Source organism: Haloplanus ruber (assembly GCF_024494725.1).
GTDB lineage: Archaea > Halobacteriota > Halobacteria > Halobacteriales > Haloferacaceae > Haloplanus > Haloplanus ruber.
Window position 1 is genome coordinate 1,086,312 of record NZ_JANHDK010000001.1, and the last position, 26,374, is coordinate 1,112,685.

The window sequence follows — 26,374 nt, forward strand, 5'->3', positions numbered from 1 at the left end:
CGAGCGGGCTTTTTCTATCTATTGATAAGCCGAGCGCAGGTGGCGACTACTCGACGTAGTCGATATCGTCACCGGACGTCGCCGGCTCCGGCGTCGGCGTGTCGTCGCCACGGCCGTAGATCTGCGGTGATTCGACGCCCGTGACGACGATCATCGTCCGCATCGTCCCGTCGAGTTCCTCGTCGATGGAGGTTCCCCAGATGATGCGAGCGTCGGGGTCGATCCGGTCGTAAATCTCCTCGACGACGCCCTCCGCCTCCTCGATGGCCATGTCGGTGCCACCGGTGACGTTGACGAGCGCCGAGTTGGCCCCCGAGATGTCGACATCGAGCAGCGGCGACCGAAGCGCCGAGCGAACCGAGTCCTGTGCTTTCTGCTCGGAGTCGCTCTCGCCGAGGCCAATCATGGCGACGCCGCCTTTCTCCATCACCGTCTTTACGTCGGCGAAGTCCAGGTTGACGAGGCCGGGTTTGGTGATGAGTTCGGTGATTCCCTTCACCGAGCGCATCAGCACCTCGTCGGAGACTTTGAACGCCTGTCGGACGGGGAGTTTCCCGACCGAGTCGAGGAGGCGGTCGTTGGGCACGACGATGACCGTGTCGGCCACGTCACGCAGGCGTTCCAGCCCGGCTTCGGCGTTGGTCCGCCTGACCTCGCCTTCGGCGGTAAAGGGCGTCGTCACGATGGCGATGGTGAGTGCGCCGGACTCGCGGGCCGCCTCAGCGACGACAGGCGCCGACCCGGTGCCGGTGCCGCCGCCGAGGCCGGCAGTGACGAACACCATATCGGAGCCCTCGATGGCGCCGTAGATGTCGTCCTGGCTCTCGATGGCGGCCTCCTCGCCGACCTGCGGGAGCGACCCTGCGCCGCGGCCGCCGGTCTTCTCTTCGCCCATCAGAATCTTCGTGTCCGCCTCCACGTCGACGAGATGTTGGACGTCGGTGTTGGCGGCGACGAGGTTGGCACCTTTGATGCCCTCCTCAGCCATCCGGTTGACGGTGTTGCCGCCGGCGCCCCCACAGCCGACGACGGTGATGTCCGTCTGGAGGTCCTTCAGGACGTCCTCGAGTTCCTCGTCGGTCATCTTCCCGGTGCGGTTCTCTGCGTCGGTGTCGGCGGACGTGTCGGTCGCGGGCTCCCGGTCGGCACTGACGTCGGCCGCGGCCCCATCCCCCGGCTCCTCGGCTTCCTCGATTGCATCCTCCACGATGGAGTCCATAGTACGCACGGGCGTTTCGAAGGCAACCACATTATCTTTCCGCCCGTTGTCACGCACACGTCTGACGCTCCGGGGAATCGACGTGCTGAGAACGTCATGCGTGCGTCAGACAATAGTCAGATGTTAAATAATTACGGCGGCGAAACGACCGGGAACCGTTCGACTTGTTCGGTGCTGACGACGTCGGGGTCGATCCGCTCGCCGTCGACTTCGACGGCTTCGCCGTCGGCCAGGCGGCCGAAGGCCGGCCCCTCGGGGACACCGAGGGTGCGGGCGGCCGCCGGGTCGAACGTCTCTCTCCGGGCGACCACCTCGTCGCCCTCCTTGGACACGTCGTCGTAATCCGTCCGCAGGATCGTCGCCAGTGCGTCGGTCAGCCCCTCGGCGACCGCCGCAGGGTCGTCGGCCGGCAGGGCGATCCGTCCGCGTGGCCGAGCCCCGCCGTCGGTCGTCTCGAAGGCGACGGCGGCGTCCTCGACGGCGGCCCGCGTCGCCTCGACGTCGACGGCGCTCGCGGCGTCGACCAACGCCGTCGGAAGCGACCCGACGACGACCCCATCGGCGGGATCGCCGTCGACCTGTGGGACCACCTCGCCGAACCGGAGGCCCTCGGCCACGGGATCGAGTCGCTCCTCGACGGCTGTGACGACCGGCAAGGGGTGTGCGCTCGTCTCCCGGAGCCACGTCTCGGTCACGACCCGGTAGCCCAGGTCTGTGAGGACGTCCGCGAGTCCCGACCGCCCGCCCTCGACGAGGACGTGGTCGGCACCACTTGCCTCGACCGCCCGGCGGAGGACGTCGCGGTTCGCCGCGGGGTTCCCCATCGCCTCCAGTCCCCAGTCGGCGGCGACGTGACCGACGGCCCACGCCGTCTCGCGGACGACGCGGCCGAAGCGCGGCGCGTAGTGGCCGCCGCCGAAGCCCGCGACCTGTTTCTCGCGGTCGGCGTCGACACCGCGTAACTCGAGGACGGCCCGCGCGACGGCGCGGGCACCGTCCGGATCGGACCACTGTGTCTCACCGCTCCCGAGTTCGACGAACATCGAGGGCACGCCCACGGCCGTCGGCCCGTGGTGAGTGCACTCGGTGCCCACCTCGTAGGCTGGCGGAGCGTGGGTTTCGAGCGCCGAGACGACGACCGACGCCGCGTTCGGGCAGGCACGGGCGAACTCGCCGGCCGTCCCGCCGTACTCCGCGTCGCCGAAGTTACCGGTGAAGTGGGCGGTCAGGAGCGGTCCCGTCTCCCCCGAGTGCCGGGAGACGACGACCAGGAGGTCGGGGTCGTCGAAGGCGGCGTCGGGCCGGTCGAGGTGGATGTGTAACTCGTCGAAGGTGCGCAGTTCGAAGCCGTCGGTGCGATAGTAGGTGCCGCCCCCCTCGCCGTCGGGGCGGTGTTCGTCGTGTCGTTCGGTCCAGTCGGCGAGGTCCAGCAGCGCCTCGCCGATGCGTTCGGAGGCGCTGTCGGCGCGGCTGACGACGATAGCGATCACGGCGGGTAGGTCCGCGGAGGCGGCGAATAAGTACGTCGATGGGGAACGCTTATTCCGGCGGCAAGAGGAGGCGGGCGTATGAGGGTGCTTGTCCCGGTCGACGGATCGGAGTGTAGCATGCGCGCACTCGGCTTCGCGGCCGATTTCGTGTGCCGATTCGACGCGACGCTCGATGTCGTTCACTTCACCGACTCACCGGGGGCCGACACCGAGCGTCTGGCAGAGCAGGTGTCGAACGTGCTCGAATCTGAGGGGCTGGACGGGGAGACCGAGATCATCGGCGACGTTCGCCTCAGCAATCTGAAGGCGTCGGATCAGGTCGGCAAGGACATCCTCGGATTGGTCAAGGAGCGCGACTACGATCACGTCGTCATGGGGCATCACGGGACCGGCCGCATCGGCAAACTCCTCCTGGGGAGCGCGGCGAACACCGTCTCGAAGTCGGGGACAGTGCCAACCACAATCGTGCCCTGAACCGGGGAGTCACCCCTCACGACGACCGTTCCCGTCCTGGTGCTGTGGAGACGGATGGACTGATTTAACTACTTCGATTCGAAAGCGCTCGGCACTCATGAGTCTCAGTCCGTCGCTCGTGAACGCCAATACGCACCCCCTGGTCGTCGGGAAACTGGCATCCCCCGCGGCGATACACATCGTGTTGCTGGTGCTATCCTTCCTGCTGTTGTTGCTCGGTGCGGAAATATTCACGAACGGCGTCGAGTGGCTCGGTCACCGCCTCGGCGTGAGTGAGAGTGCCACGGGGAGCATCCTCGCGGCCGTCGGGACGGCCCTCCCCGAGACGATGATCCCGGTCATCGCCATCCTGCAGGCGACCTTCGGGTCGGGGGCGCAGGCCGCCGCCGACGAGGTCGGTGTCGGTGCGATCCTCGGTGCCCCGTTCATGCTTTCGACTATCGCCATGTTTCTCGTCGGAGCCAGCGTGCTCTACTTCGGCGACCGCCGGAGCTTCGGCGAGCAGATGCACTTCAACGAGGTGTCGACCCAGCGTGACCTCTCTTTCTTTTTGATGGGGTATACGCTCGCGTTCGCCGCTGCCGTCATCCACGACGAACTCGTCGGTTACGCCATCGGGGCCGTGCTCGTTGCCCTGTATCTCGTGTATCTCGTCCGGTCACTCCAGAGCGGTGAACTCGTCGAGAGCGACGACCTAGAGGAACTCCACCTCGGGCAGGCCGTCGAAGGCGCCAGTAACCGCCTGCTCGACGGTGAATCCGGGCCTCACGCTGACGATCCACACGTCTCGCTGGTCGTCCTCCAGACCCTCGGCGCACTGGCCGTCATCATTGCCGGTGCCCACATGTTCGTCGGGCAGACGACGTGGGTCTCCGACGAGATTCTCCACATGCCGGCGGCGGTGATCGCACTCCTCATCGCGCCGCTGGCGACCGAACTGCCCGAGAAACTCAACAGCGTCATCTGGATCTCGCGGGACAAGGATACGCTCGCGCTCGGTAACATCTCGGGAGCGATGGCGTTTCAGGGGACTCTCCCCGTCACGCTCGGCATTCTCTTCACCTCGTGGAACCTCTCGCTCGCCTGGGGAACGACCGGGTTCCTCAACGCTTTCTCGGCCATACTCGCCATCGTCAGCGGCGGCATCCTCTACCTTCGGGCCCGAAACGTCGACGAAGGAAATATGAGTCCCTATCCGTTCCTCATCGGCGGCGTCTTCTACACCCTGTTCATCGCCGTCCTCCTGTATCACGTGTTCGTGATCGGGGTCGCGGCCGGGGGAGCCGGACACTGAGTAGGACGGCCGGGACGCGGTGATCTCCCCCGTCTACGGTCGGTGCTGTCGTCGTCAGTCCTCGGTGACGACGAGCACCGGTCGGTCGACGGTGCGGAGGACACGCCCAGCAACGGTCCCCAGTTGCTGCCCGGCGAGGTTCGACTGCCCCTCGGAGGCCATGACGACCAGGTCGACACCGTTCTCCTTGACGTACTCGCCGATGGCGTCGTGGGCGACGCCCCGAATCACGTCGTCTCGCACGTCCAGATCGGACGCGTCGACCGTCGCGACCAGTTCGTCGACCGCCTGGTGGCCCTGTGTCTCCAGGCGCTCGATGTACTCACTGTCGACGCCGCCGGCGTCGAACACACCCGCTTCGGCCTGAATGTCCACGACGTTGAGCACGTGGAGTGCGGCGTCGAAGCGCCGCGCCAGATCCGCTCCGTAGGGGCCTGCTTCGGCGGCGAGTTCGCTGCCGTCGGTGGTCACGAGGACGTTCCCGTACTCGGTGCCGGTGTCGCCGTCGACGGCGCCTTCTGGGACCGTCAGGACGGGCGCGGGGCTTCGCCGCAGGACCCGTTCCGTGACGGACCCGAGGAGGCGTGCCCGGATTCCGGATCGCCCGCGACGACCAACGACCAGCAGATCGACGCCCCGTTCGTCGGCCCGGGTTGCGATGGTCGTTGCCGGCTTGCCCGAGAGGACTTCCGTCTCGACGACGACGCCGGCGCCGTCGGCCATCTCGGCGACGTCGTCGAGGACGGCCTGTCCCTCCTCGGCGTCGCCGCCGTAGACCGTGACGACGTCGACGGCGGCGTCGTACGTCGCCGCCAGTTCCACGCCGTACTTGGCCGCCCTACGGGCACGGTCGCTGCCGTCGACGGCGATCAGGATATCGTCGAACATCTCAGTCTGCCCCCCTCGGTTGATCGTCGGCGCTGGAAAAGGCGTCACTCACCGTCCCAGCGGACTGCCGGAGGATGCCGGCCAGCGCCTTGCGCCGGGCCGCGAACAGCCCCAGCCCCAAGATGATGTAGATACCGGTGAACACCAACAGCAGTTGGTAGTCCGAGATGGGGAGTTCGAGGAGTCCCCGGATGAGCAGAAACTCCGAGATTACCTGCGTGAGGAAGAGGACCAACAGCGCCACCGCCTCGCGAACCGAGATTTCGAAGTTGACCAGCAGCGAGATGGCGAAGAAAGACTGGGCCGCGGTCAGCCAGATTTCGCCCGACTGCTTCTGATCGAAGGGGAGCGCGCCGTACTGTCCCAGGGCGATGGAGTAGACGAGGACGAGCGTCCCGATGAGGAGCGTCCACTGGTTGAGCTTCGAGGAGATGAGCGCGTTGAATCCCGCCGTCGACCGCGCCTTGTTGACGAGATAGACGACGACGATGAGTTCCGGCGACTCCGAGGCCAGCGGTGCGATCCACTGGATCATGAAGAAGGACGGAATCCCGACGTTCTGTCCCAACTGTTCGAGACCGTGTGCGAACGGTTCGACGGCGGTGAAGATCATGATGCCGGAGTACGCGAACAGGCCGATCACCGTCGCCGCGCGGTAGGGTTTCGGGAACCGCTGGAGATAGGCCGGGACGCCGACGTGGGCCTCCTCGGCCTCCACGTCGCCCTTAAGCACGATGGCGATATACGCAACGTACAGCCCCACGAGAACCGCCATATCGAGAATGTCGATCCCGCCACCGAAGGGGACGAGGAAGGCCCACAGCGTGGCGAGAAAGAGAAAGACGATTTCGAGGCCGATGTCGCGGTCGAGCGAGACGGAGTTGGCGAGAAAGCCGTCTCGCTGTTTCACCGCGGGATCGGCCGACGACCCGTTCCGGAAGACCGTAAAGAGTGCAACGCCGGCCCAACCGATGCCGATGAGGATGCGGTTCGCGCCGGTCATGTTGGCAACGGCGAGGTTGCCGGCTTCGATACCGCGCTCGGTCCCGGCGAACACGCCGGCGTTCCAGGCGTACAGCGCGTCGACGGCGTACTCCGGGGCGACCGCAAGCACCGCGAGGACGGCGATGGCGAAGGCCCGGGGGACGTCCTTCTCGGCGGTTTCGGCACCCCACGCGAGCAGGAATGACGCACCGAGCACCGAGAGGCCGCTCACGAGGACCGTCACCCCGGTCGAATATCCGTGTGCCGTCCCCGTCAGAAAGCTGACGATCCACGGGAGTGTCAGCGCGAAGGCGCCGGCGAGTGCGCCGATGGCCTGTCGTCTCATGGGTTGCCCCCACCGTGCCGGGACGCGTCGGGTATCAGTGTCCGGATCATGACATCGTGTCTGTCGATACCACGCCCCCGGGTAATAAAACACAAGTTGTCCACAACACGCTCGATATCGGAGAGTAAAGTCCCGCTACGCGCCCAATTCTCCGAGAGGCGGCGAACAAGATGAACGTTCGATATAGACCGTCTCACCGCTGAATTCGGGCGTTTCGGGCCGAGAGCGTCGGATTCGCAGTCAGGGCGTCCGTTCTCGGTTGGCCGGGGAGCGTCGTCACTCCTCCTCTTTCGTGACGACTGCCGCCGCGGGCACGCTCGATTTTACGCTCTCGATGCCCCGTTTCGCCCCCTGTTTCGACGCATACCCCTCGCCGCTGTCGGCGATGATGTTGCCGTTGGCGACGACGAGTCGCCACCGCCACTCGTCGGCGTTGTCTTGGTACACTTCGAACCGCGGTGCAGGTGGCATACCGGCCGTACACGCGGGCGGCCCAATAAATCGGCGGCCACACGCGCCACGCGTCGGACGCGGGGGCTTTTCTCCCCCCGCGACGAATCGGGGCCCGATGTACGTCTATGGACTGATCGGCAACCCGGTCGGGCACTCGCTCTCGCCGCCGATGCACGAGGCGGCCTACCGCGAACTCGACGTGGACGCCCGCTATGTCACGTTCGAACCCGACCCCGACGACGTCGCCCACGCCGTCGAAGGGGCGGCGGCACTCGGTATTGACGGCCTCAACGTCACCATCCCGTTCAAACAGGACGTCCTCGAACTCGTCGACCCCGACGACCTCGCGGCACGCATCGGCGCCGTCAACACCATCGACTTCTCCACGTCGCCGCCTCGTGGGTACAACACCGACGCCGCAGGGGTTCGCCGCGCCTTCGAACACCACGACGTCGCACTCGCCGGCACCGACGCCGTCGTCGTCGGTGCGGGCGGCGCCGGCCGGGCCGTCGCCGTCACCCTTGCCACCGCCTGCGATACGGTCCACGTGGCCAACCGAACCGTCGAACGAGCGGACGAACTCGCGGCCGACGTCCGCGCCGATGATCCGACGGCCACCGTGACGGCCGGCGGACTCGACACCCTCGCGGATCGGGTGCCTGCGGCCGATCTGCTCGTCAACGCGACGAGCGTCGGGATGGAGGAAGACGCCACACCGGTGCCGGAAGATCTGCTACACGGGGATCTGGCCGTCCTCGACGCGGTGTACTCGCCGGTCGAGACGCGTCTCCTCCGGGCGGCCGCCGACGCGGGTGCGACGGTCATCGACGGCGCGTGGATGCTCCTATTCCAGGGCGTCGTCGCCTTCGAGCACTGGACGGGGCGTGACGCCCCCGTCGACGTAATGAACGAGACACTCAGGTCACATCTCTGACTGCCTCGAAGGTTTTTAAATGCCGGGCGGCCGTACATATTATCAATGGGAATCCTGGATACGCTGCTGTCGCTGCTCGGACTGGGTGGGTCGTCGAGCGACGAGCGACGGGAGACGACCGTCAGCGTCGAACGCGAGCGGGCCAACACAGACTCCGAGGCGGCCGTCAAGGGCACTGATCCCGCCGACACGGCCGCCGCCGGGACGGAGGCCACCGCGTCGACCGGGTCGCTGGTCGACGAGGACGCCGACGCCGCCGCCGAACCTGCCGAGGCAGCGGGTCCCGACGCGGGCGATACGGAGACGGAACTCGACACTGCGGCGGCCGAATCCGCCGGCGAGTCGACCGGCGAACACGACGGACCACCAGAGGTGGACGTCGAATCGGTCGAGGTCATCAAGGGTATCGGCCCCGCCTACGCCGAACGACTCTCCGCGGCGGGCGTAGAGTCGGTGGCCGACCTCGCGGCCGCGGACGCGGAGGACCTCGCGCCACAGATCGACCTCTCGGCGAAGCGGGTCGGCCGCTGGATCGACCGCGCGAAGGACCGCTGACCGGCGATGTACCACGTCGACGGCCGCCTCGTCGACACCGCGACGCTCTCGCTGGACGACCGCGGGGCCGCCCTCGGCGACGCCGTGACCGACACGCTGCGGGTCTACGACGGCACCCCGTTCGCGTGGCGACGCCACGTTGACCGCCTGTTCGATGCCTGCGAGCGCCACGGGTTCGACCCCGGGGTCGACGCCGACGCTCTCCGGACACGGGTCGAGGAGACGCTCGCCGCCGACGGCCTCGAAGACGCGCTGGTTCGGATCTCGATCACCCGCGGGTGTGCCACCGGTGACGAGGAGACTGGGTCCGCTCTCCCGGACGCCGACCGCCTCCGTCCCCCCGCCGACCCCGATCCGACCGTCGTCGTCTCGGCGACGCCGGCCCCGTCGGACGACGCGGCGCCGGTGACTGTCCAGACCGTCCGCACCCGTGCCATCGCGCCCGACGCGGTGCCGGCGGCGTCGCTCACCCACAATCGACTCGACGCGGTCCGCGCCCAGGCGGAACTCCGGCGGGCGGCACCCCCCGACGACGACCCGGCGGACGAGGCCCTCCTGTTGGACGCCGCAGGCAACGTCGTGAGCGGGACGGTGAGCGACCCGTTTTTCGTCGACGGCGACGCAGTTCGACTCCCGGAACTCGGCGACCGACCCGCCCGGACCGCCACCCGGTCGGTCGTCCGCGAACTCGCCGCCGAGGAAGGGTTCCCCGTCGTGACGGGCGACTACACGCCCGCCGACATCAGGGGGGCCACGGAGGCGTTCGTCGCGGAACCGAGCGCGGGTGTCCGTCCGATCACCCGACTCGACGGCGTCACGGTCGGCGGTGGCCCCGTCACCGACCTGCTCGCTCGGCTGTTCGCGGAACGCGTCGCCGCAACCGGCGGGTGACGGTGTGGCGCCGACGTGAGGTATAAATTTCGGCGGCCAATACCCCGACCCGATGGATGCCGACCGGCGGATGACGTCGCTCGATTCGGTCCCCAACGACACCACCTTCCTCGTCACGCTCCGTCGCCGCGACACCGGCGAAGAGCGCGAGGCGGTGTTGGTTCGCGCCGACGGCGGGGTGCGTGGCTGGCTGAACTACTGTCGACACCTGCTGGACGTGCGACTGGACAAGGGGTCGGGCGCCCCGATGCGCGACGGCGAACTCGTCTGTGCGAACCACGGCGCCTACTTCGAGGCCGACTCCGGCTACTGTACGTTCGGCCCCTGTGAGGGTGCCACCCTCGAAGCCGTCGACGTGGCCGTCGACGACGGGGCCGTCTATCTGACCGACGACGACTACGCCTTCGTTACGACCGGATCGCTCGACGACGGCGGTCCCTCCCCGTCGTCGAACGTCGAGTTCTGACCGGCGCCCAGCAAGGACTTTTGTCGTTACCGGTCGCACATTGGAATATGTCCGCCCGGTCCTCCCTCCCCTCCACGGACCCCGCCGTCGCACGCATCGCCTCCATCGTCGACGCCCTCGCCGTCCTCGCGGGCGTGATCGGGTCGCTGGCACTCCTCGGCGACCGGGGGGCGCTCCCGGCCGCCCTCGACAGCCTGCACGCACTCGTCGCCGTCGGATCGGGGGGACCGCCGTACGCCCCGCTGGCCTCCCCCGTCGCGGCGGCGGCGCTACTCCTCTGTGGCTCCCTGCTCGCCGCCTACGCGCTCTGGACTCGCCGGCGATGGCTGGTGTGGTCGCTCGCCGGAACCGCTACCGTCGTCGCCGTGCTCACCCCTACCGCTGGCGGGGTGGCCGTCGCCCCGTTCGCGCTCCTGCTCTCCGTCGCCGCCGGTCTCCGGGGCCTCCGAGCGGGACGGACGAGCGCCGAACAGCCGGACGTGACGCTCTGATCGCCCTCCCAGGTCGCCCGGAAGCGCGAGCAATCTGTTGGCGGCGACGTGTCACGCCGGGTCCGCCTTTTTTATTCCCGCGTCTGGACGTGCCGACTGATGCCCTCCATCACGCGCCGCCGACTCCTCGGTGGAAGCCTCGCCCTCGCGGCCGGTGGCTACGGAACCTACCGCCTGCACCGCGGCGCAGCCGCGGCGACGTTCGACGCCTGGACGCCCGCCCCCGGAACGTGGCCGCTCCGTCGATACGACCCCGCGAACACCGCACACAATCCACACGCGACGCCGCCGAGAGAGCGACCCACACTCCGAGAGTTCACCACGCTCTCGACGTCCGCCAGACGCCCGTCGTACTCGCCGCTCGTCGGCCCCGACTACGTCGTCGTCTATGGCTCGGGGCTCGCGGCCTACGCCCGCGACGACGGATCGGCGGCCCGTACCGTCGCGGCCGCGACGCCTCGCGCGGGATTCGGCCCCGACGGTCACCTCCACACGGTTAGCCTCGAATCGGACACCGACAGCGCGCCCACGGCCGTCGTCGGCTACGAGGCGGCCGACCTGCGCGAGCGCTACCGGGTGCCGCTCGATGCCGACAATCCTCGCGGCCTGACGGTCGGAACGGACGAGGTGTACCTCGGAACCGAACAGGGAACGCTCCACGGGGTCGACGCCGACGGCGGCCGGCGCTGGCGGGTCGACGGCACGATGCCCGCCCTCGTCGATAACCGCCTGTACGCCGCCGGAGCACCCCTCGACGGGACCGTCGCGTACGCCGAGCGCACCGGGTGTGACCGGTCGCTCCGGCCGGGGCCGCGACGGGCGTGGAGCGCCGGTCCCGTGTCCGGCTTCGTCCACGCCCCCGCCGTCGCCGACGGCCGTCTCGTCGTCGGAACCTACGCGGAAGGTGGCGGCGTGGTCGCCGCCGTTGACGCCATCTCCGGCGACCCCCTGTGGGAGCCTCGGCCGCTGGGTGTCGACGTCGCCACGCCGGCCGTCGTCGGCACCCACGGCTACGTCGCCACTGGCACTGACGACCGACGAGCGGGCCTCGTCGCGGCACTCGATCTCCGGACGGGCGAGAGCGAGTGGCGTGACGAGACCGAGTGGCACGCCCTCACCCCCGCCGTCGGCGGCGATACGCTCGTCGTGGCCGGGGAGGCCCGAGAGGGCGGCGAGGTGGTCGGCGGGGTGGTCCGGGCCTACGACCGCGCCGGGGGCGAACGGCTGTGGACCCACCGGTTCGAAACACCGGGGGTCGGCGGCCTGGCGCTCGTCGGTGGGCGCGTGCTGGTCGCGGCGGGGTCGTCAGTGTACGAACTTCGGTGATGATCTCTCTTTACAGCGCTTGCGCACCTCGTGGATCGTCTCGTGGGGGTCGTCGGCGCCGTCGATGTGTTCGATGGCCCGTTCGATCTTGCCATCGACGATGCGCTTGATGCCGTCCGAAACCGATTCCGCAGGTTGGAGGGTGTAGTTCATGCGTGAACCGTGCGTGACTGCCGCTAGGCCCGGCCTTCGAACTGTCTGAGCGCTTTCGCGACGGCTTCAGCTTCGAGGGTCGAGTCGAAGGCATCGAACCGGTCGAGGGCACTATCTGACCAGTCGTCGACACGCCGCCGTTCCTGAATGAACCCTTCGAGAAAGACGGCCGCGCGGTAGGCTTCTTGCGGCCCGGGGTCGGGAGCGAGGTCGGTGGGGACAATCGAGTTGAGGTCGCTCCGATACTCGCGAATGTCGAACGTCCACGATCCCGAGGCGTCGAGGAACGACTCGTACCGCCGCCGTGGGACCAGATCGGGTGGTTTCTCGCCGGTACTCATGACAATACACATACTAAATATTAGCACATATATCTTGTCGTCACGTCACACCCGTCGATTCCGACGCCGCACAGCCGTCGTATCGGGGCTGAGTTCCGTGTGTCCAAGGGAGCAACCACGGCGCTTCGCTCGTTCGAAGCGATAGAGATCCGTCGAGCGGATGGCTTCCTCGTCGCGTATGTCGTCCGAAAAATAGCGGGAGGTAGATTTGAACTACCGATCTCCGGGTTATGAGCCCGGCGGAATCTCCTGGCTATCCCATCCCGCTATCAAATCCGAGTCCGGTCGCGGCATTAAGGGTTGTGATTCACGGACCGGAACGGGGCGTGCGTCCTCACTCCGCGCCGACGCGCCACGTGAACAGCCCCTCGGTGAGGTAATTGAGGAGCATCCCACAGCCGATTCCGATGGCGTTGGCCACCGTCGGCCAGAGGTCGGCGCCGGCGACGACGAGTCTGATGTCCGTCCACGACGTCAGCGCCGTCAGAACGGCAAAGCCGACGAGTAAGCCACCCGCCCGCACCAGGTGAGATTTCAGGTAGCGCCGGCCACGGGGGAGCCACCCGGCCGCGCCGGCCTCCGAGAACGTCCACCAGTCGTTGATCAGGAACATCAGCGTGATCGACACCTCGGCGCCGGCGGCCTTAGCAACCTGCGGGAGAACGCCGTAGCCGGCCGTGAGCACCGCGACGACGGCTGTCTCCGCGGTTGCGCCGACCGCACCAACGGAGACGAACTGTCCGAACCGAATCCCGGAGAAAAGCTCCTCCAGTTTGCCCAGGCCGTCGGTCATCGGTGGTTTCGGTCGACGAGCGCGGGCGTCGACTCCCGCGACCGGTCGAGCATCTCGTGCAGGCGGTCGTTCCGGATGAGGCGCGCCCGATGGCGGGCAGCGACGAGTCCCCGGGCCAGTCGAACCGTCGTCCGGACGGGCGAGACGGTCGATTCCGGGCGGTCCTCCCAGACGACCGGTACCTCGACGATCCGGCAGTCGACGGCGTCGGCGACGGCGAGCAGTTCGATGTCCCACGCGAAGCCGGGTTCGTGGAGGTAGGGCCGGGTCCGCGTCCAAGCCTCGCGCGTCAGTGCCTTCGCGCCACACTGGTAGTCGTGGAGGTGGACGTCGAGGAGACGACGGGCCAGCCACGCGAACCCGTCGCCGAGATAGCGTCGCGCGACCGTCTGGTGGGATTCGACGGTCGCGTCGGGGTGGCGACGCGACCCGGCGGCGAGGCTGGCCTCGCCGGCCGCGACCGGACGGATCACGTCCGCGACGGACGACGCGGGCGTACTGCCGTCGGCGTCGGCGAAGGCCAATACGTCCGTCGAGAGGGCTTCGAACCCCGCGGTGATCGCCGCACCCTTTCCCCGGCGTGCGGACGACTCGCCGACGGTGACCGGCAGGGCGTCGATTCGGTCCCGAACGCCGGGGTCGGAGGCGTCGAGTTCGACGCGGATCGTCTCGGGGGCGACCGTTTCGTGGAGGGCGTCGACGTAGCGTTCGAGACGGTCGACGTCCGGGTGGTAGGCGGGGATCACCACCCCGACGGAACGGGTCATAGGGTGGCCTTTCGTGACGGGCGTAAAAAACCGAACGACTTGCTCTCGTCTCACACCGAAACCGGTTTATCGTCGCTGGCTCGATTCCGTGTAGATGGAGTACGGGCTCGTTCTCCGGTGGCTGGTCCTCTACGGCCTCCTCGCGGCGCTTGGCCGGCCACTTGCCGCCCGACTGTTCGCGACTCTCCCCGGTCGCGGGGTCGGCTTCGCTCTTCCGACGGCCCTCGTCGTCCTCGGAACCGTCGTCTACTGGCTCGGTCATCTCGCCTTTACGCTCCCGACGCTCGCCGCCGGTGTCGTCGTCTTGGCCGGTCTCGCCCTCCTCGCGGCGCTCGACCGCGACGCGCTCGCCGACCGTCGGATCGAACTCGCCGGCGGCGTTCGCCCCGGACGCGAGGGGTGGGCGGCGGCGGCCGTCTTCGTCGCCGCCTTCGCTCTCCTGCTTGCCGTCCGCGCCGTCGACCCGGCGGTGATTCCCGTCGGCGGCGAGAAGTTCCTCGATTTCGGCCTGCTGAAATCCCTCGACCGGGCGACGCAGCTTCCACCGGCGGACGTGTGGTTCGCGGGTGACCCCGTCGCCTACTACTACGGTGGCCACCTGCTGACGGCGACACTCGCCGACCTCACGGGCACCGCCCCCCGCTACGCGTACAACCTCTCGCTCGCGGGCTTCTATGCGACCCTCGTGACCGCAGCATACGGACTCGCCGGCGCGATTGCCCGCCAGCGGGCTGGATCGTGGCGTCTCGCCGGCCTCGCGGCCGCCTTCTTCGTCGGCCTCGCGAGCAACCTCGTCACGGTATCTCGTCTCGCCGTCGGCGCCCTTCCCGACTCTCAGCGGATGGCGGTCGCCAGCGCCATCGCAGCACAGACCCGCTACTCGGCCGACGCCGTCCGCTCGGGGCTTGACTCCTTCTCGTACTGGACCGCCAGCCGCGTCATCCCGGGGACGATCAACGAGTTCCCGTTGTTCGCCTGGGTGAACGGCGACCTCCACGCCCACATGATGGGGGCGCCGTTCCTACTTTTGGGCGCCGGCCTCGCGTTCGCGCTTTTCCGGACGCCGGCGACCGACCGTCGGCGCCGTCGCGTCCTCGCGTTCGTCGCTCTGCCGCTGCTCGCCGGCTTTCAAGCCGTCGTCGACACCTGGAGTTTTCCCTCGCTTTTCGGCCTGCTCTTTCTCGCACTCGCGCTCGGCCGCGTCGACCCTTGGGGCCTCCTCTCGGCGCGGGTGGCCCGCTGGCGGGCCGCCCGCGACGTCGACCCGGTGACGGCGGAACTCGAACGCCTCACGGGTGCCCTCGCCGTCGCGGGGGTCGCTGGCGCTCTCGGGGGACTCCTCGCGCTCCCCTTTCTGCTGGGCGCGGGTGGCGGCCGGTCGGTGGCGCTCCTGCCGGCCGCAGAGCGTTCCAGCCTGCCGGCGCTTCTCCTCGTCCACGGCGCCTTCGTCGCTGTCTTCGTCGCCTACCTACTTGATCGCCTGTCCGTCGACCGAGTGTTAGCGCCGCTCGTCGGTCTCGGCGCCCTCGTCGGCCTCGCGCTGACGGCCAATCTGGCCGTCGCGCTGATCGTCGGCCCACTCTTGATCGCCGGGTGGGCCGCCCATCGCACCGACCGCCCGGTCGGGTTCGAAACTGTGCTGATCGTCGCCGGTGCAGGGCTGGTTGGCCTCGTCGAACTCGTGTACGTCCGCGAACTCGCCGGGCCGCTCCGAATGAATACCGTATTCAAGACTTACGCGCAGGTGTGGGTGCTGTGGGGGGTCGCCGCCGGCGTCGCCCTCCCCGCGTTCGTCCGGTGGCCAGGCGGCGTCTCGGTGCCGGGGACCCGCACTCGCTGGCTCCGTGCGTGCCTCGCCGCCGTCGTCGTCCTCGCGACGGTGCCCTACGCGGGGCTGGCGCTGTCGACGCACTTCGAGGGGGCGGCCGATCCGACGCTCGACGCCACCCGGTTCGTCGAGCGGCACCACCCCGCAGAGGCCCGCGCCGTCGCCTACGTCGACGACCTGTCGGGCCAGCCGACCCTGCTCTCGGCGCCGGCGACGAGCCGGTATCCCGGGCCGGAACGCGACGCCCCGGCGCCGCCCGGGATGTATAGCTGGGATTCGAGTCCGGCGGCCAGCCTCACCGGTGTGCCGACCGTCGCCGGCTGGCACCACGAGGTCGGCTACCGCGGCCGGGAGCCGTACCTCACGCGGGTTCGGGCCGTCGACGACGCCTACACCGGGCCGCCCGAGCGGACCACGGCGGTGCTCGAACGCTACGGCGTCGATTACGTCTGGGTCGGGCCGGCCGAGCGGGACCGCTACGGCGAGGTGTCCTTCGCTGACGTCTCGGGGGTGACGCCGGTCTTCGAGAACGAGGCGGTGACGATCTATCGGGTCGAGACGGCGGAACTGGGCGCTGCGTGATCGCTTACTCGCGGCCGCGCGGGCTGACCACGTCGAGGGCGTCGGCGTCGATTGCGTCGATGTCGAGCCAGTGGGGGACGTACTGGCGCTTCGCGAACGTCTCGCGCTCGTCGGGCGTGCCGATGGTACACCAGAGCTGTACCTCATCGGGGCCGTGGTAGTCGCCCTGACGCTGAATCGAGAAACAGACCTGCTCCTCGCCGTCGTACTCGATGACGGCGTCCTTGCGGATGCCGGGGTCGCCCCTGACGATGAGCTGTTGCATGGACCACGCTTCGGACAGTCCGGGTTTAATCGCTTCGATGGGTGTCGAGAGAATCCGTGCGAACGCTTTTGCCCACGACAGCCTAATTCGATGGTATGGCCCCCGTCGTACTGCAGTTGATCCCAGGGCTCGGACCGCTCCTCGTCGGCGTGCTCGTCCTGTTGCTCGCCATCGTCACCGTCTACCAGATGGTCGAGATCGTAGACGCCTACGAGAAGAAGGCACTCACCGTCTTCGGCGAGTACCGACGACTACTCGAACCGGGGATCACGTTCATCCCCCCGTTCGTCTCGCGGACGTACGCCTTCGACATGCGGACCCAGACACTCGACGTGCCGCGCCAGGAGGCGATCACCCGCGACAACTCGCCGGTGACCGCGGACGCCGTCGTCTATATCAAGGTGATGGACGCCAAGAAGGCGTTCCTTGAGGTGGACAACTACAAGATGGCGGTCTCGAATCTCGCCCAGACGACGCTGCGTGCCGTCCTGGGCGACATGGAACTCGACGACACGCTGAACAAGCGCCAGGAGATCAACGCCCGCATCCGGAAGGAACTCGACGAGCCGACCGACGAGTGGGGCGTCCGGGTCGAGTCCGTCGAGGTCCGCGAGGTCAACCCCTCGAAGGACGTCCAGCAGGCGATGGAACAGCAGACCTCCGCGGAGCGTCGCCGCCGGGCGATGATTCTCGAAGCGCAGGGGGAACGGCGAAGCGCCGTCGAAACGGCCCAAGGGGAAAAGCAGTCGAACATTATCCGCGCCCAGGGTGAAAAGCAGAGCCAGATCCTCGAAGCACAGGGTGACGCCATCTCGACCGTGTTGCGCGCGAAGTCCGCGGAGTCGATGGGCGAACGCGCCATCATCGAGAAGGGGATGGAGACCCTAGAGGGGATCGGCCAAGGCGAGTCGACGACGTTCGTCCTCCCGCAGGAACTCACGTCGCTGGTCGGCCGGTACGGCAAGCAGTTGACCGGCAGCGACGTCCAGGACACGGAGGGACTCGACTCGCTCGATTTCGACGCCGAAACCCGCGAGCTGATCGGTCTCGACGACATCGAGGAGATCCTCGGACAGATCGACCAGGCCGCGGAGATGGACATCGAGGAACTGGAACAGGAGGCAGAAGCGATCAAGTCGGGCGCCGGGACGGACATCAAGAGTCCGGACGAGGTGGTTCAGCAGGCGGACGGATCGCCCGACGCCGCCGAGTCAGAGCCGGAACCCGAGACGGAGTGATCACTCGGCCGCGGGGGCGACACCCTTTAGTCGACAGCTACCGAGCACCAAGGTAGATGCCGAACGGGGACCGGGGGGTCGACGAGGACAAACGAACTACGCTGCGCCGCTTCGCCGCGCTGGGTGCGGCGACGCCGCTTGCCGGGTTCGGGAGCGGCGAGGCGGCCGCACGCTCGACGGACGACAGCTCCGACGTTCGCGGCGCAATCCTCGGGTACGTGAACACGACTCCCGGGGCACACTTCTCGAAGCTCCGTGACGACCTGCAGTTGGGGACAGGCGAGACACAGCACCACCTGCGCCGACTGCTCGACGGCGGGGAGGACACACACGAGACGGCCGGCCGTCGGTCCACGGAGGCCACCATCGTCTCACGGCGCGACGGCGACTACCGCCGCTTTTTCATCGCCGACCGCTTCTCGACGTTCGAACAGGTGGCGCTCGGCTACCTTCGCCGGGAGACACCGCGGGGGATGTTGCTGACGCTGCTTCGCCACCCTGGCGCGACCGGAAGTGCGGTGGCCGATGCTGTCGGGGTGTCGCGGGCGACGGTGAGCACGTACGCCTCGGAACTCGCGGAGGCGGGACTGCTCGCCCGAGACGACGGCTACGTCGTCGCACGCCCGGAGACGATCATCACGCTCTTGGTGCGGTACGCGGACTCCTTCGACGACGAGGTGCGCGCGTTCGCCGCCGAGGCCGACGACCTGCTCCGATACGATCCCTAAGCCTCGACCATCCAGGTCGTCCCCGAGGAGTAGCCCCACTTCTCGACGGTCACGTCGAACTCACCGGTGCGGATAGCGGTCATGTTCGCCCCAACCTCCTTTGCCGTCATGCCGAGTTCCGACGCGATGAGCCGTGACTTGAAGTACGTCTTGTCCGCCGCGTGTTCGCGCAGGTACGCGAGGATGCGTCGCTGTTTGTCGGTGAGATCGTTGCCGGCGGCACTCGTGCTCATACTTGTTTGGTCGGCGCTAACGGTAATAGGGCGTTTGGTACGGACGGTTAACACCGCGCTGTCTGTCGATTATTGGGCTACGGTGGCGGGTGAATCACCCCGTGAGCGGGTGGGGAGGTACGGTTACCTAACAGGCCTCGGACGCCGGTGGGGGACAGCCCGGACCGCCGAGAGAGCGTGGTGGCGTCGCAGAAACCGCTCGTACCCGCCGGAAACGAAGGTTCTTATTGGTGTCCCGGATATGCGATGGTATGGGTCTGTTCGATAGACTGCGGGGAGAGGATCACCCGCGTGTCGCGTTCATCGGCATCGACGGGGTGCCGTTTAGCCTCCTCGAGGACCACCCCGAGGAGTTTCCCAACTTCGCGTCGCTCGCATCGGAGGGCAGCGCGGGCGCCATCGACAGCATCGTTCCGCCGGAGTCGAGCGCCTGTTGGCCGGCGCTCACGACCGGCGTCAATCCCGGTGAGACGGGAGTGTACGGCTTTCAGGACCGCGAAGCTGGCTCCTACGACACCTACGTCCCCATGGGACAGGACGTCCAAGCGCCGCGCATCTGGGACCGACTGGAGGAAAACGACCGGACCGCGACGGTGATGAACGTCCCGGTTACGTTCCCCCCACAGCGAAACGTCACGCGGATGGTGTCGGGGTTCCTCTCGCCCGGCGTCGACAAGGCGGCCCACCCGGACGGACTCCGGGACTACCTGCAGTCTATCGACTACGCCATCGACGTGAACGCCAAACTCGGACACAAAGAGGACAAAAGCGAGTTCGTCGAGGACGCCCACGACACCATCGACACGCGCTTCGAGGCGTTCTCCAACTACCTCGAAGACGACGACTGGGACCTGTTTTTCGGCGTCTTCATGACCACCGACCGGGTCAATCATTTCCTGTTCAAGGATTACGAGCGCGACGGCCCGAACAAGGAGGCGTTCATGGACTTCTACCGGAAGGTCGACGACTACATCGGCCGGATTCGCGACAGCCTGGACGACAACGTGACACTCGTCGTCGCCAGCGACCACGGCTTCACCTCCCTCGATTACGAGGTACACTGCAACGCGTGGCTCCAGGAAGAGGGCTGGCTCTCCTTCGAGGACGATGACCACGACGACCTGACGGATATCGCCGAGGAGTCGCGGGCGTACTCGCTCATCCCCGGTCGCTTCTACATCAACCTCGAAGGCCGGGAGCCACGGGGTTCGGTCCCTCAAGAGGAGTACGAGTCGACCCGCGACGAACTGAAGGCGGCACTAGAGAGTCTAGAAGGGCCGGACGGCAACCCGGTGTGTGAACGCGTCGTCGAGAAGGAGGACGCCTTCCGCGGCGAACACGACGATATCGCGCCTGATCTCGTTGCCATCCCCAGCCACGGGTTCGACCTCAAATCCGGGTTCAAGGGTCACGACGAGGTGTTCGACGTCGGGCCGCGGAACGGGATGCACAGTTTCGACAACGCGACGCTGTTCGTCGACGACCCCTCGGCATCGGTGACGGACGCCGACCTGTTCGATATCGCGCCGACCATCCTTGATCTGATGGACGTCGACTACGGCCGCACCGACTTCGACGGTGGCAGCCTCGTCACGTCGAAGTGACCTAGAGCAGCCCGTCGATCCGGTCGTCTTCGAGCGCCGAGGCGGCATCTTCGTCGTCGTCCCCCGCATCTGCGGCCTGTCGTGCCCGTTCGAGGAAGCCGTCGAGACGGTCGGAGTCGGCCACCCCGCCGAGCAAGACGAGCGCCGCGAGGCGGTCGCCCGAGAGGGGGAAGTCGCCGCCCCGAACCTCCATCGTATCGAGTTCGGTCTCCAGCCAGGAGCGGGCGCGCTCGACGCCCTTCCGAGAGATGGTCTCGGGCCGGCCGGCGACGACTAATAGTCCGCGTTCGGCGCTGGTCGTATCGGGGAGGCTCAGCCCCGACCGCATCGCCCGACGGGTGGTACTCGTGACGACGTTCACGTTCGCCGCCGCCTCGGACGACGACTCCGCGGCGGCGTAGCCGAGCGTAGCGACGCCCGTCCCGCGGAGGGTGTTGATGACCTCGGAGCTGTCGACGACGGACTCACCGACGCCGTCGACCGCCTCGCCGGCCGCGAGCAACAGGCCGACACGGCGGGCGATGCGCTCGTTGATCGCCTCGTATCCGGATTCCAGGCTCTCGCCTGCCGACCGCCAGGCGTCGTTGTCGACCAAGAGCGTCGCGTCGGCCTCCCGGCTCAGTGTCTTCAGCGACCGCCCGGCGTTCGCCTGGTAGAGCGCTCCCTCATCTCGCCCGGGAAGGATGCCGAGGCCGTAGACCGGCACGTCGTAGATTCGCTGGAGTTCCTTGACGAGATACGGTGCGCCCCCACTCCCGGTCCCACCGCCGAGGCCGGCGACGACGAACACCGCCTCGGCCCGGGCGGTCACCCGCCCGTCGATGGCGCCGAGTACCTCCTGTACGTCGTCCCGCATCACCTTCGTGCCGAGTTCGTTGTCGCCGCCGACCCCGTGTCCGTTCACCTCGGCCCCGCCGATCAGGACCGTATCGAGAGGGAGGGACTGCAGGTCGGAGCGGGCGCTGTTGACCGCGAGGGAACCGATGACCGCGCCAAAGCCGTTTCGCGCGTCGAAATCGGACAGGGCGTCGACGACCTTACCGCCGGCCTGTCCGACACCAATCAGGACGGACTTCATGCGTCCGACGTGTGTCTTGCGCCTCTTCAAATCACCGCCGCGTCTCGGAGCGAGGGGCGACCCAGCGTCCGAGACGGGAGCCGTCACACCGAGCCGAGACTTTAGGAGGGATACCGCGCCCACCGCGGGCCATGAGCGACACCTTGGAGCAACGTGTCGACGCGCTGGAACGGGCGCTCACCGACGGACGAACGGCCGACGTGGATGGTCTCTCCGAAGCGGCCGAACTGGCGGAACGGCTCGACGAACTCGAAGCCACCGTCGAGACGATAGACGACCGGGTGGCCGAACTGGAGGCGGGTGTGCAGGCCCTCCGCGGGTTCGTCGGCGGCGTCGACGCCGTCGACGAGGCGGTCGAACGGCGGGCGAACGCCGCTATCGCCCGGGTCGAACGACTCGAAACCGAAGTCCGCGAAGGGAGGGCCGAAGCAGGAACACTCCAGCCTGACCCGGGGCGGGGTGACGACGACACCAGCAGCTCGAAGCGAGACGAGAGCGCCGCTGACGGCCGTATGCGGCGAGACGACGGCCGACCGGCCGCGAACCGCGCGCCCACCGACGCCGCACGGAGCGTCGGCCACGAACACGGTGGTCGCACCGCGCCCGCCGACGGAGAAGTCGACGCCGGCCGGAACGACCGGAACCCCCACGACTCGACCGGCGTGGGACGGCACGCGGGAGCAAACGAGCCACCCGTCTCGACGCTCGCCGCAGCGGCGGCCGACACCGCCCGGACGGAGTTGGCGTCGGAGCCGGCAGTGTCCGACGAGGAGCGTGAGCCAGCGGGTGGAGCGACCGAGGCGGACACGACACTCGCCGAACGGGTCCGTCGGCTCCTGTGATCCGGACGGTCCTCGCGGTCCTGCTGTCGGTCGCCTTGCTCGCCGCCGTCGCCCCAGGAATCGACGAAGGGCGCCGGTCGCGAACGGCGACCCACCTCGACGACGCGACCGACCGCATCGAACGGGCGGCCCACTCGCTGCGTGCGCACGAGGATCCCACGCGTCCGGGGGTGACCGGGGCACGGCGCGTCGTTCGGGTTCGTGTTCCGGCCACGTCTTGGAGCGCCGCGGGGGCGACCCTGCGAATCGAAGGGGAGGGCGACCGGATCGGCTACCGACTCGACGGCCGGCCGCCCCACTGGACCACACTCCGGGGCCTCGACCTCCGGACGCCTGCGGGACCGGTCGCCCTCGAACGCCCGGGAGAGCACCGACTCGTCGTCTCGCTGGTCCGTGACCGGGGCGTCGGCGTCGTGATCGCCCGCGACTGAGGTCGAGATTCAAGGGTGATCGGGGGACCACGGCGTCGCATGCGCCTACTGGATCGGTTACGGGACGGGGGCGATAGCGAGGCCAGCGGCGAGTGTGGCTGTGAGCCGACGGTGCGGTCGCCACGCGGGAACGACCCCGACCGACGCGGCACGCTCGTCGTCACGGCCGACAGTTGCCCCGCCAGCGGCGACCTAATCGCGAACCCGGACTGTCGGGCGACGGTGATCGACGCGCTCGGCGGTACCGGCGTCGACGTCATCCACGTCAGAGCGGACGGCCGCGAACGGGTGTACGACGATGGAGCGGTCGGGTTGCTCGTCGCGGCGGGCCGGTTTGCCGTCCGGGTCGCCGTTCACGACGAGCGACTGGCGGACCTGGCGCGCCGCGACCCGCTCGAGGCCGCCCGGACCGCGACCGGTCGCGCGGGACCCGTATCGACGCTGGCCGCGAGCACCGGCCTGGCTGCCGGCGCCGACCGGGTCGACGGATACGAGGCGGCGCTTGGAGCACGGACGGGGCCAACAGTCGCCGACGCGCGTCTGGATCGGCGTCCACCCCGCGACGCGAAACTGGTCGCCCGTCGCGAACTCGACACCGGCGCAACGGTGCGACGATATCGGACGGGGACGGACGAGCGCTACCTGCTCGATCCGCCAGGGTGGCGGCTGGACGACGCGGAGCTAGCCACCCTCGCCGACGCGCACGACCGACTGGCCGAGACGACCGCCGAGGACGGCGGACGAGCGATTACCCGCGCCGTTCGGACGGCAACACCCGACGACGAGTCGGTGGCAGTGGCGACAGTCGAGCGCGTCCTCCGGCGTCACACACGCGGGCACGGCGTCTTCGAGGATCTGTTCGCCGATCCGCGGGTGTCCGAGGTCCTGGTGACGGCGCCGGTCACGGACAATCCGGTTCGCGTCGCCGTCGACGGCAAGCGGGTATCGACGAACGTCCACCTGACCCGACGGGGGGCCGCGGCGCTGGCCTCCCGGTTCCGGCGGGAGAGCGGGCGCGCCTTCTCGCGGGCGGCGCCGACCCTCGACGCGGCGACGCGCACCCGGAACGGCCAGGTCCGGGTGGCCGGGGTCGCCGATCCGGCGAGCGACGGCTACGCTTTCGTCTTTCGCACCGGCGACCGGACGGCGTGGACGCTCCCGGCGCTTGTCGCCAACGGGACGCTTCCGGCCGACGCCGCGGCGCTTTGCTCTGTCGCCGTTGAGCGTGCCGGCGCGGGGCTGATCGCTGGACCGCGGGGTGCCGGGAAGACGACGCTCCTCTCGGCGCTGCTGTGGGAACTTCCGCCGGCGACGCGAACCGTTGTCGTCGAGGACACGCCTGAACTCCCCGCGGCCCGCCTCCAGTCCGCTGGCCGTGACGTCCAGTCCGTGCGCATCGAGACCGGCGATGGACCTGCACTCTCGCCGACGGCGGCGCTCCGAACCGCGCTCCGCCTCGGTGAGGGGGCGCTGGTCGTCGGGGAGGTGCGGGGTGAGGAGGCGGCGACGCTCTACGAGGCGATGCGCGTCGGGGCTGCGAGTAGTGCCGTCCTCGGAACGATCCACGGCGACGGCGCCGACGCGGTGTTCGAGCGGGTGGTGACCGACCTCGGCGTCCCCGCGTCCTCCTTCGCGGCGACGGACTTCCTCGTCACGCTCTCGACTGGCGAGAGACGCACCGTGGCGAGCGTCGAGGAGGTGCGCGACGCCGGGGACGGCGTCGCGTTCGAGCCGCTGTTCGAGCCTGCAACGGACGGTGCCGAGGCGACAGGGGTTATCGACCGCGGAAACAGCCGGCTCGTCGCGTCGCTGGCTCGACCGGGCGAGTCCTACGCCGACGTTCTCGACGTCCTCGACGACCGAGCCTCGCTACTTGCCGACCTCGCGAGGACGGACCGAACCGACCCGGCGGCCGTCGACGCGGCCCACCGCGAGCGGGTGGGCGAATGATCGACTACGCAACCGTCGTCGAGACGCTCGCGAGGCGGTGGCCGTGGCCCACGCCCGGCGACCCAACTCTCGACGGGGCGCTCGCGTATCTCCGTGTCCCGGTCGGCGCCTCGACGCTCGAGCGTGCGTCCCGAGTCGCCGGGACACTCGTCTGTGTCGTCGGCGCAGTCCTCGGGGCGCTGGTGGGCGTCGCGACGACGCCCAGGTGGGGCGTCGTCGTCACGGGAACCGGACTCGCCGTCGGTATCGGGGTCCCCCTCGCCGCGAACCGCGGTCCCCGACTGGCGGCACGCCTGGCGCGGACGCGGGCGCTCGGATCGACCGCGGCGCTCGTCGGCCGAGCGGCGATGTGTTTACGGCTCGATCCGACGCTGGAACGGGCGGCCGCGTTCGCCGCACGGACGGGACGGGGAGTGCTCGCCCGAAGCCTCGACGGTCACGTGACGCGGGCCACGGGCACCCCAGAGAGTGGCTTGGACGGCTTTGCCGACGAGTGGGGCGAGCGCTTTCCGGCGCTCAAGCGTGCGGTCTCACGACTCGGGGCCGCGGCGACGGCGCCGCCCGACGAACGGGAACGACACCTCGACCGCGCCGTATCGGCGGCACTCGACGGTGCCAGAGACGAGTTGGCTGCGTTCACGAGCGAGATTCGCGGCCCGGTCACGGGACTGTACGCCTTCGGCGTCCTCCTGCCGCTGGCGCTGGTGGGCGTCCTGCCGGCGGCGCGAGCGACGGGTGTACGGCTCTCGCTGACCGCCGTCGTCGCTCTGTATAACGCCGTTCTCCCGGCTGTCGTGGTCGGATCGGGGGCGTGGCTACTCGCCCGCCGACCGGTCGCCTTCCCACCGCCGCGGATCGACTCGACACACCCCGAGACGCCGGATAGCCCCCTCCCCGCGCTCGCGGCGGGCGCCGTCACCGGCGTGGGCGGCGGCCTCGCCGCCGCACGGGTGGTCGCGCCGTGGGCGGTGCCAATCGCTGGGATCGGTCTCGGGGTCGGCACGGTGCTCGTGGTTCGCTTTCACGCGGCCAACGCGGTTAGAACGCGGGTGCGAGCGGTCGAGGCCAATCTCGACGACGCGCTGTATCTGATCGGCCGACGGGTGGCGGCCGGGGAAGCCGTCGAGTCGGCGCTCGACGCGGCCGCCGGACGGGTCGAGGGCGCGACCGGTGACTTCCTCGGCGACGCGGTGGGTCGCCAGCGGCGACTCGGACTCACCGTGACAGCGGCGTTTCGTGGTGACGGCGGGCCGTCGAACGCTCTGCCGAGCCGTCGGACCGAGGAGATGGTGACCCTCATTGGTCTTGCGGCGACCGAGGGTGAGCCGGCCGGCGACGCGCTGGTCGCGACCGCCGAACACGTCGAGGAGCTGAGACGGGTCGAACGGACGGCACGACGGGAACTATCGCAGGTGACCGACACGCTCGCCAACACCGCGGCTGTCTTCGGTCCGCTGGTCGGCGGCGCAACGGTCGCGCTGTCGGCCCGCGTCGCACACACCGGAACGAGCGCCGGATTCGGTGCTGCACCCCTTCCGACCGGTGCTCTGGGTGTCGCGGTGGGAGCGTACGTGCTCTGGCTCGCGGCTGCGCTCACGACCCTCGCGACCGGGCTGACGTACGGACTCGACCGCACACTCGTCGGCTATCGCGTCGGCGTGGCGCTCTGTCTCGCGACCGTCGCCTACCTCGCGGCGTACGTCGGGGCCGGTGTCTTCCTGTGAAGACTC

The 26,374-nt window shown here is 68.7% G+C and carries 28 protein-coding genes and 1 tRNA gene; 16 read left to right on the forward strand and 13 right to left on the reverse strand.

Annotated elements, in window-relative coordinates:
• Positions 1 to 46: 46 nt before the first annotated feature.
• Both ftsZ and NO878_RS05825 read right to left on the reverse strand, forming a co-directional pair.
• Positions 47 to 1,219 carry a cell division protein FtsZ gene (ftsZ, locus tag NO878_RS05820; protein ID WP_256405021.1) on the reverse strand — a complete coding sequence of 391 codons (1,173 nt, stop codon included), beginning with the start codon at positions 1,217 to 1,219 and terminating at the stop codon, positions 47 to 49.
• A 131-nt stretch (positions 1,220 to 1,350) separates the two neighbouring features.
• A complete protein-coding gene (locus NO878_RS05825; RefSeq protein ID WP_256405022.1) occupies positions 1,351 to 2,709 on the reverse strand; it encodes a D-aminoacyl-tRNA deacylase in 1,359 nt (452 codons plus the stop codon).
• 78 nt (positions 2,710 to 2,787) lie between these two features.
• Between NO878_RS05825 and NO878_RS05830 the strand changes: the two genes are divergently transcribed.
• On the forward strand, positions 2,788 to 3,183 hold the full coding sequence (locus NO878_RS05830) for a universal stress protein (RefSeq protein WP_256405023.1): 396 nt from the start codon (positions 2,788 to 2,790) through the stop codon (positions 3,181 to 3,183).
• A 97-nt stretch (positions 3,184 to 3,280) separates the two neighbouring features.
• Positions 3,281 to 4,477 carry a sodium:calcium antiporter gene (locus NO878_RS05835; RefSeq protein WP_256405024.1) on the forward strand — a complete coding sequence of 399 codons (1,197 nt, stop codon included), beginning with the start codon at positions 3,281 to 3,283 and terminating at the stop codon, positions 4,475 to 4,477.
• Between the two features lie 54 nt (positions 4,478 to 4,531).
• On the opposite strand, the gene NO878_RS05840 is transcribed toward NO878_RS05835, so the two are convergent.
• From NO878_RS05840 to NO878_RS05850, 3 genes are all read right to left on the reverse strand, one after another.
• Positions 4,532 to 5,365, reverse strand: coding sequence for a universal stress protein (locus NO878_RS05840; protein ID WP_256405025.1), 834 nt, complete (start codon positions 5,363 to 5,365; stop codon positions 4,532 to 4,534).
• 1 nt (position 5,366) lies between these two features.
• Complete coding sequence (locus NO878_RS05845) at positions 5,367 to 6,695, reverse strand: sodium:calcium antiporter (protein ID WP_256405026.1); 1,329 nt, start codon at positions 6,693 to 6,695, stop codon at positions 5,367 to 5,369.
• 276 nt (positions 6,696 to 6,971) lie between these two features.
• The gene (locus NO878_RS05850) at positions 6,972 to 7,166 is read right to left on the reverse strand and encodes an HVO_2922 family protein (RefSeq protein ID WP_256405027.1); all 195 of its coding nucleotides are present in this window, start codon (positions 7,164 to 7,166) and stop codon (positions 6,972 to 6,974) included.
• A gap of 97 nt (positions 7,167 to 7,263) precedes the next feature.
• On the opposite strand from NO878_RS05850, the gene NO878_RS05855 reads away from it, so the two are divergent.
• The 6 genes from NO878_RS05855 (at position 7,264) to NO878_RS17070 (ending at position 11,811) form a co-directional block, all read left to right on the forward strand.
• Positions 7,264 to 8,082, forward strand: coding sequence for a shikimate dehydrogenase (locus NO878_RS05855; protein ID WP_256405028.1), 819 nt, complete (start codon positions 7,264 to 7,266; stop codon positions 8,080 to 8,082).
• 45 nt (positions 8,083 to 8,127) lie between these two features.
• The gene (locus NO878_RS17250) at positions 8,128 to 8,637 is read left to right on the forward strand and encodes a DUF4332 domain-containing protein (protein WP_379824027.1); all 510 of its coding nucleotides are present in this window, start codon (positions 8,128 to 8,130) and stop codon (positions 8,635 to 8,637) included.
• Between the two features lie 6 nt (positions 8,638 to 8,643).
• Positions 8,644 to 9,528, forward strand: a complete 885-nt coding sequence (locus NO878_RS05865; RefSeq protein WP_256405029.1) for an aminotransferase class IV — start codon at positions 8,644 to 8,646, stop codon at positions 9,526 to 9,528.
• 52 nt (positions 9,529 to 9,580) lie between these two features.
• Positions 9,581 to 9,994, forward strand: a complete 414-nt coding sequence (locus NO878_RS05870) for a Rieske (2Fe-2S) protein (protein WP_256405030.1) — start codon at positions 9,581 to 9,583, stop codon at positions 9,992 to 9,994.
• Between the two features lie 47 nt (positions 9,995 to 10,041).
• A complete protein-coding gene (locus NO878_RS05875) occupies positions 10,042 to 10,485 on the forward strand; it encodes a hypothetical protein (protein WP_256405031.1) in 444 nt (147 codons plus the stop codon).
• A gap of 99 nt (positions 10,486 to 10,584) precedes the next feature.
• Complete coding sequence (locus NO878_RS17070; protein ID WP_305882568.1) at positions 10,585 to 11,811, forward strand: outer membrane protein assembly factor BamB family protein; 1,227 nt, start codon at positions 10,585 to 10,587, stop codon at positions 11,809 to 11,811.
• Here NO878_RS17070 and NO878_RS05885 read toward each other — a convergent pair.
• The 5 genes from NO878_RS05885 to NO878_RS05905 form a co-directional block, all read right to left on the reverse strand.
• Positions 11,791 to 11,964 (reverse strand): hypothetical protein, encoded by a 174-nt coding sequence (locus NO878_RS05885; RefSeq protein WP_256405032.1) that lies wholly within the window; start codon positions 11,962 to 11,964, stop codon positions 11,791 to 11,793. The genes NO878_RS17070 and NO878_RS05885 overlap by 21 nt on opposite strands.
• Before the next feature lie 23 nt (positions 11,965 to 11,987).
• Entirely contained in the window at positions 11,988 to 12,305 is a 318-nt protein-coding gene (locus tag NO878_RS05890) for a hypothetical protein (RefSeq protein WP_256405033.1), read from the reverse strand.
• A gap of 193 nt (positions 12,306 to 12,498) precedes the next feature.
• Positions 12,499 to 12,573, reverse strand: a tRNA-Met gene (locus NO878_RS05895).
• Positions 12,574 to 12,639: 66 nt separating this feature from the next.
• Positions 12,640 to 13,098 carry a GtrA family protein gene (locus NO878_RS05900; protein ID WP_256405034.1) on the reverse strand — a complete coding sequence of 153 codons (459 nt, stop codon included), beginning with the start codon at positions 13,096 to 13,098 and terminating at the stop codon, positions 12,640 to 12,642.
• Positions 13,095 to 13,865 (reverse strand): glycosyltransferase, encoded by a 771-nt coding sequence (locus NO878_RS05905; protein WP_256405035.1) that lies wholly within the window; start codon positions 13,863 to 13,865, stop codon positions 13,095 to 13,097. The genes NO878_RS05900 and NO878_RS05905 overlap by 4 nt, the downstream gene beginning before the upstream one ends.
• 94 nt (positions 13,866 to 13,959) lie before the next feature.
• Between NO878_RS05905 and NO878_RS05910 the strand changes: the two genes are divergently transcribed.
• Positions 13,960 to 16,275 (forward strand): DUF2298 domain-containing protein, encoded by a 2,316-nt coding sequence (locus NO878_RS05910; protein ID WP_256405036.1) that lies wholly within the window; start codon positions 13,960 to 13,962, stop codon positions 16,273 to 16,275.
• A 4-nt stretch (positions 16,276 to 16,279) separates the two neighbouring features.
• On the opposite strand, the gene NO878_RS05915 is transcribed toward NO878_RS05910, so the two are convergent.
• The gene (locus tag NO878_RS05915; RefSeq protein WP_256405037.1) at positions 16,280 to 16,540 is read right to left on the reverse strand and encodes an HAH_0734 family protein; all 261 of its coding nucleotides are present in this window, start codon (positions 16,538 to 16,540) and stop codon (positions 16,280 to 16,282) included.
• Positions 16,541 to 16,635: 95 nt separating this feature from the next.
• Here NO878_RS05915 and NO878_RS05920 point away from each other — a divergent pair, with 95 nt between their 5' ends.
• Positions 16,636 to 17,778: an SPFH domain-containing protein gene (locus tag NO878_RS05920; protein WP_256405038.1), complete on the forward strand. Its 1,143-nt coding sequence runs from the start codon at positions 16,636 to 16,638 to the stop codon at positions 17,776 to 17,778.
• Positions 17,779 to 17,834: 56 nt separating this feature from the next.
• Positions 17,835 to 18,506 (forward strand): winged helix-turn-helix transcriptional regulator, encoded by a 672-nt coding sequence (locus NO878_RS05925; RefSeq protein ID WP_256405039.1) that lies wholly within the window; start codon positions 17,835 to 17,837, stop codon positions 18,504 to 18,506.
• On the opposite strand, the gene NO878_RS05930 is transcribed toward NO878_RS05925, so the two are convergent.
• Positions 18,503 to 18,739: a DUF7123 family protein gene (locus tag NO878_RS05930; RefSeq protein ID WP_256405040.1), complete on the reverse strand. Its 237-nt coding sequence runs from the start codon at positions 18,737 to 18,739 to the stop codon at positions 18,503 to 18,505. The two genes, NO878_RS05925 and NO878_RS05930, sit on opposite strands and share 4 nt — an antisense overlap.
• 251 nt (positions 18,740 to 18,990) lie before the next feature.
• On the opposite strand from NO878_RS05930, the gene NO878_RS05935 reads away from it, so the two are divergent.
• Entirely contained in the window at positions 18,991 to 20,343 is a 1,353-nt protein-coding gene (locus NO878_RS05935; RefSeq protein ID WP_256405041.1) for an alkaline phosphatase family protein, read from the forward strand.
• A 1-nt stretch (position 20,344) separates the two neighbouring features.
• On the opposite strand, the gene NO878_RS05940 is transcribed toward NO878_RS05935, so the two are convergent.
• On the reverse strand, positions 20,345 to 21,421 hold the full coding sequence (locus NO878_RS05940) for a tubulin/FtsZ family protein (protein WP_256405042.1): 1,077 nt from the start codon (positions 21,419 to 21,421) through the stop codon (positions 20,345 to 20,347).
• 131 nt (positions 21,422 to 21,552) lie between these two features.
• On the opposite strand from NO878_RS05940, the gene NO878_RS05945 reads away from it, so the two are divergent.
• From NO878_RS05945 to NO878_RS05960, 4 genes are read left to right on the forward strand one after another with little or no spacing between them, the layout of a single operon-like run.
• A complete protein-coding gene (locus tag NO878_RS05945) occupies positions 21,553 to 22,263 on the forward strand; it encodes a DUF7310 family coiled-coil domain-containing protein (RefSeq protein ID WP_256405043.1) in 711 nt (236 codons plus the stop codon).
• Positions 22,260 to 22,694: a DUF7311 family protein gene (locus NO878_RS05950; protein ID WP_256405044.1), complete on the forward strand. Its 435-nt coding sequence runs from the start codon at positions 22,260 to 22,262 to the stop codon at positions 22,692 to 22,694. Before NO878_RS05945 ends, NO878_RS05950 begins: the two co-directional genes overlap by 4 nt.
• A 39-nt stretch (positions 22,695 to 22,733) precedes the next feature.
• Positions 22,734 to 24,644, forward strand: coding sequence for an ATPase, T2SS/T4P/T4SS family (locus tag NO878_RS05955; protein ID WP_256405045.1), 1,911 nt, complete (start codon positions 22,734 to 22,736; stop codon positions 24,642 to 24,644).
• Complete coding sequence (locus NO878_RS05960) at positions 24,641 to 26,368, forward strand: type II secretion system F family protein (RefSeq protein ID WP_256405046.1); 1,728 nt, start codon at positions 24,641 to 24,643, stop codon at positions 26,366 to 26,368. Before NO878_RS05955 ends, NO878_RS05960 begins: the two co-directional genes overlap by 4 nt.
• Positions 26,369 to 26,374 lie beyond the last annotated feature (6 nt).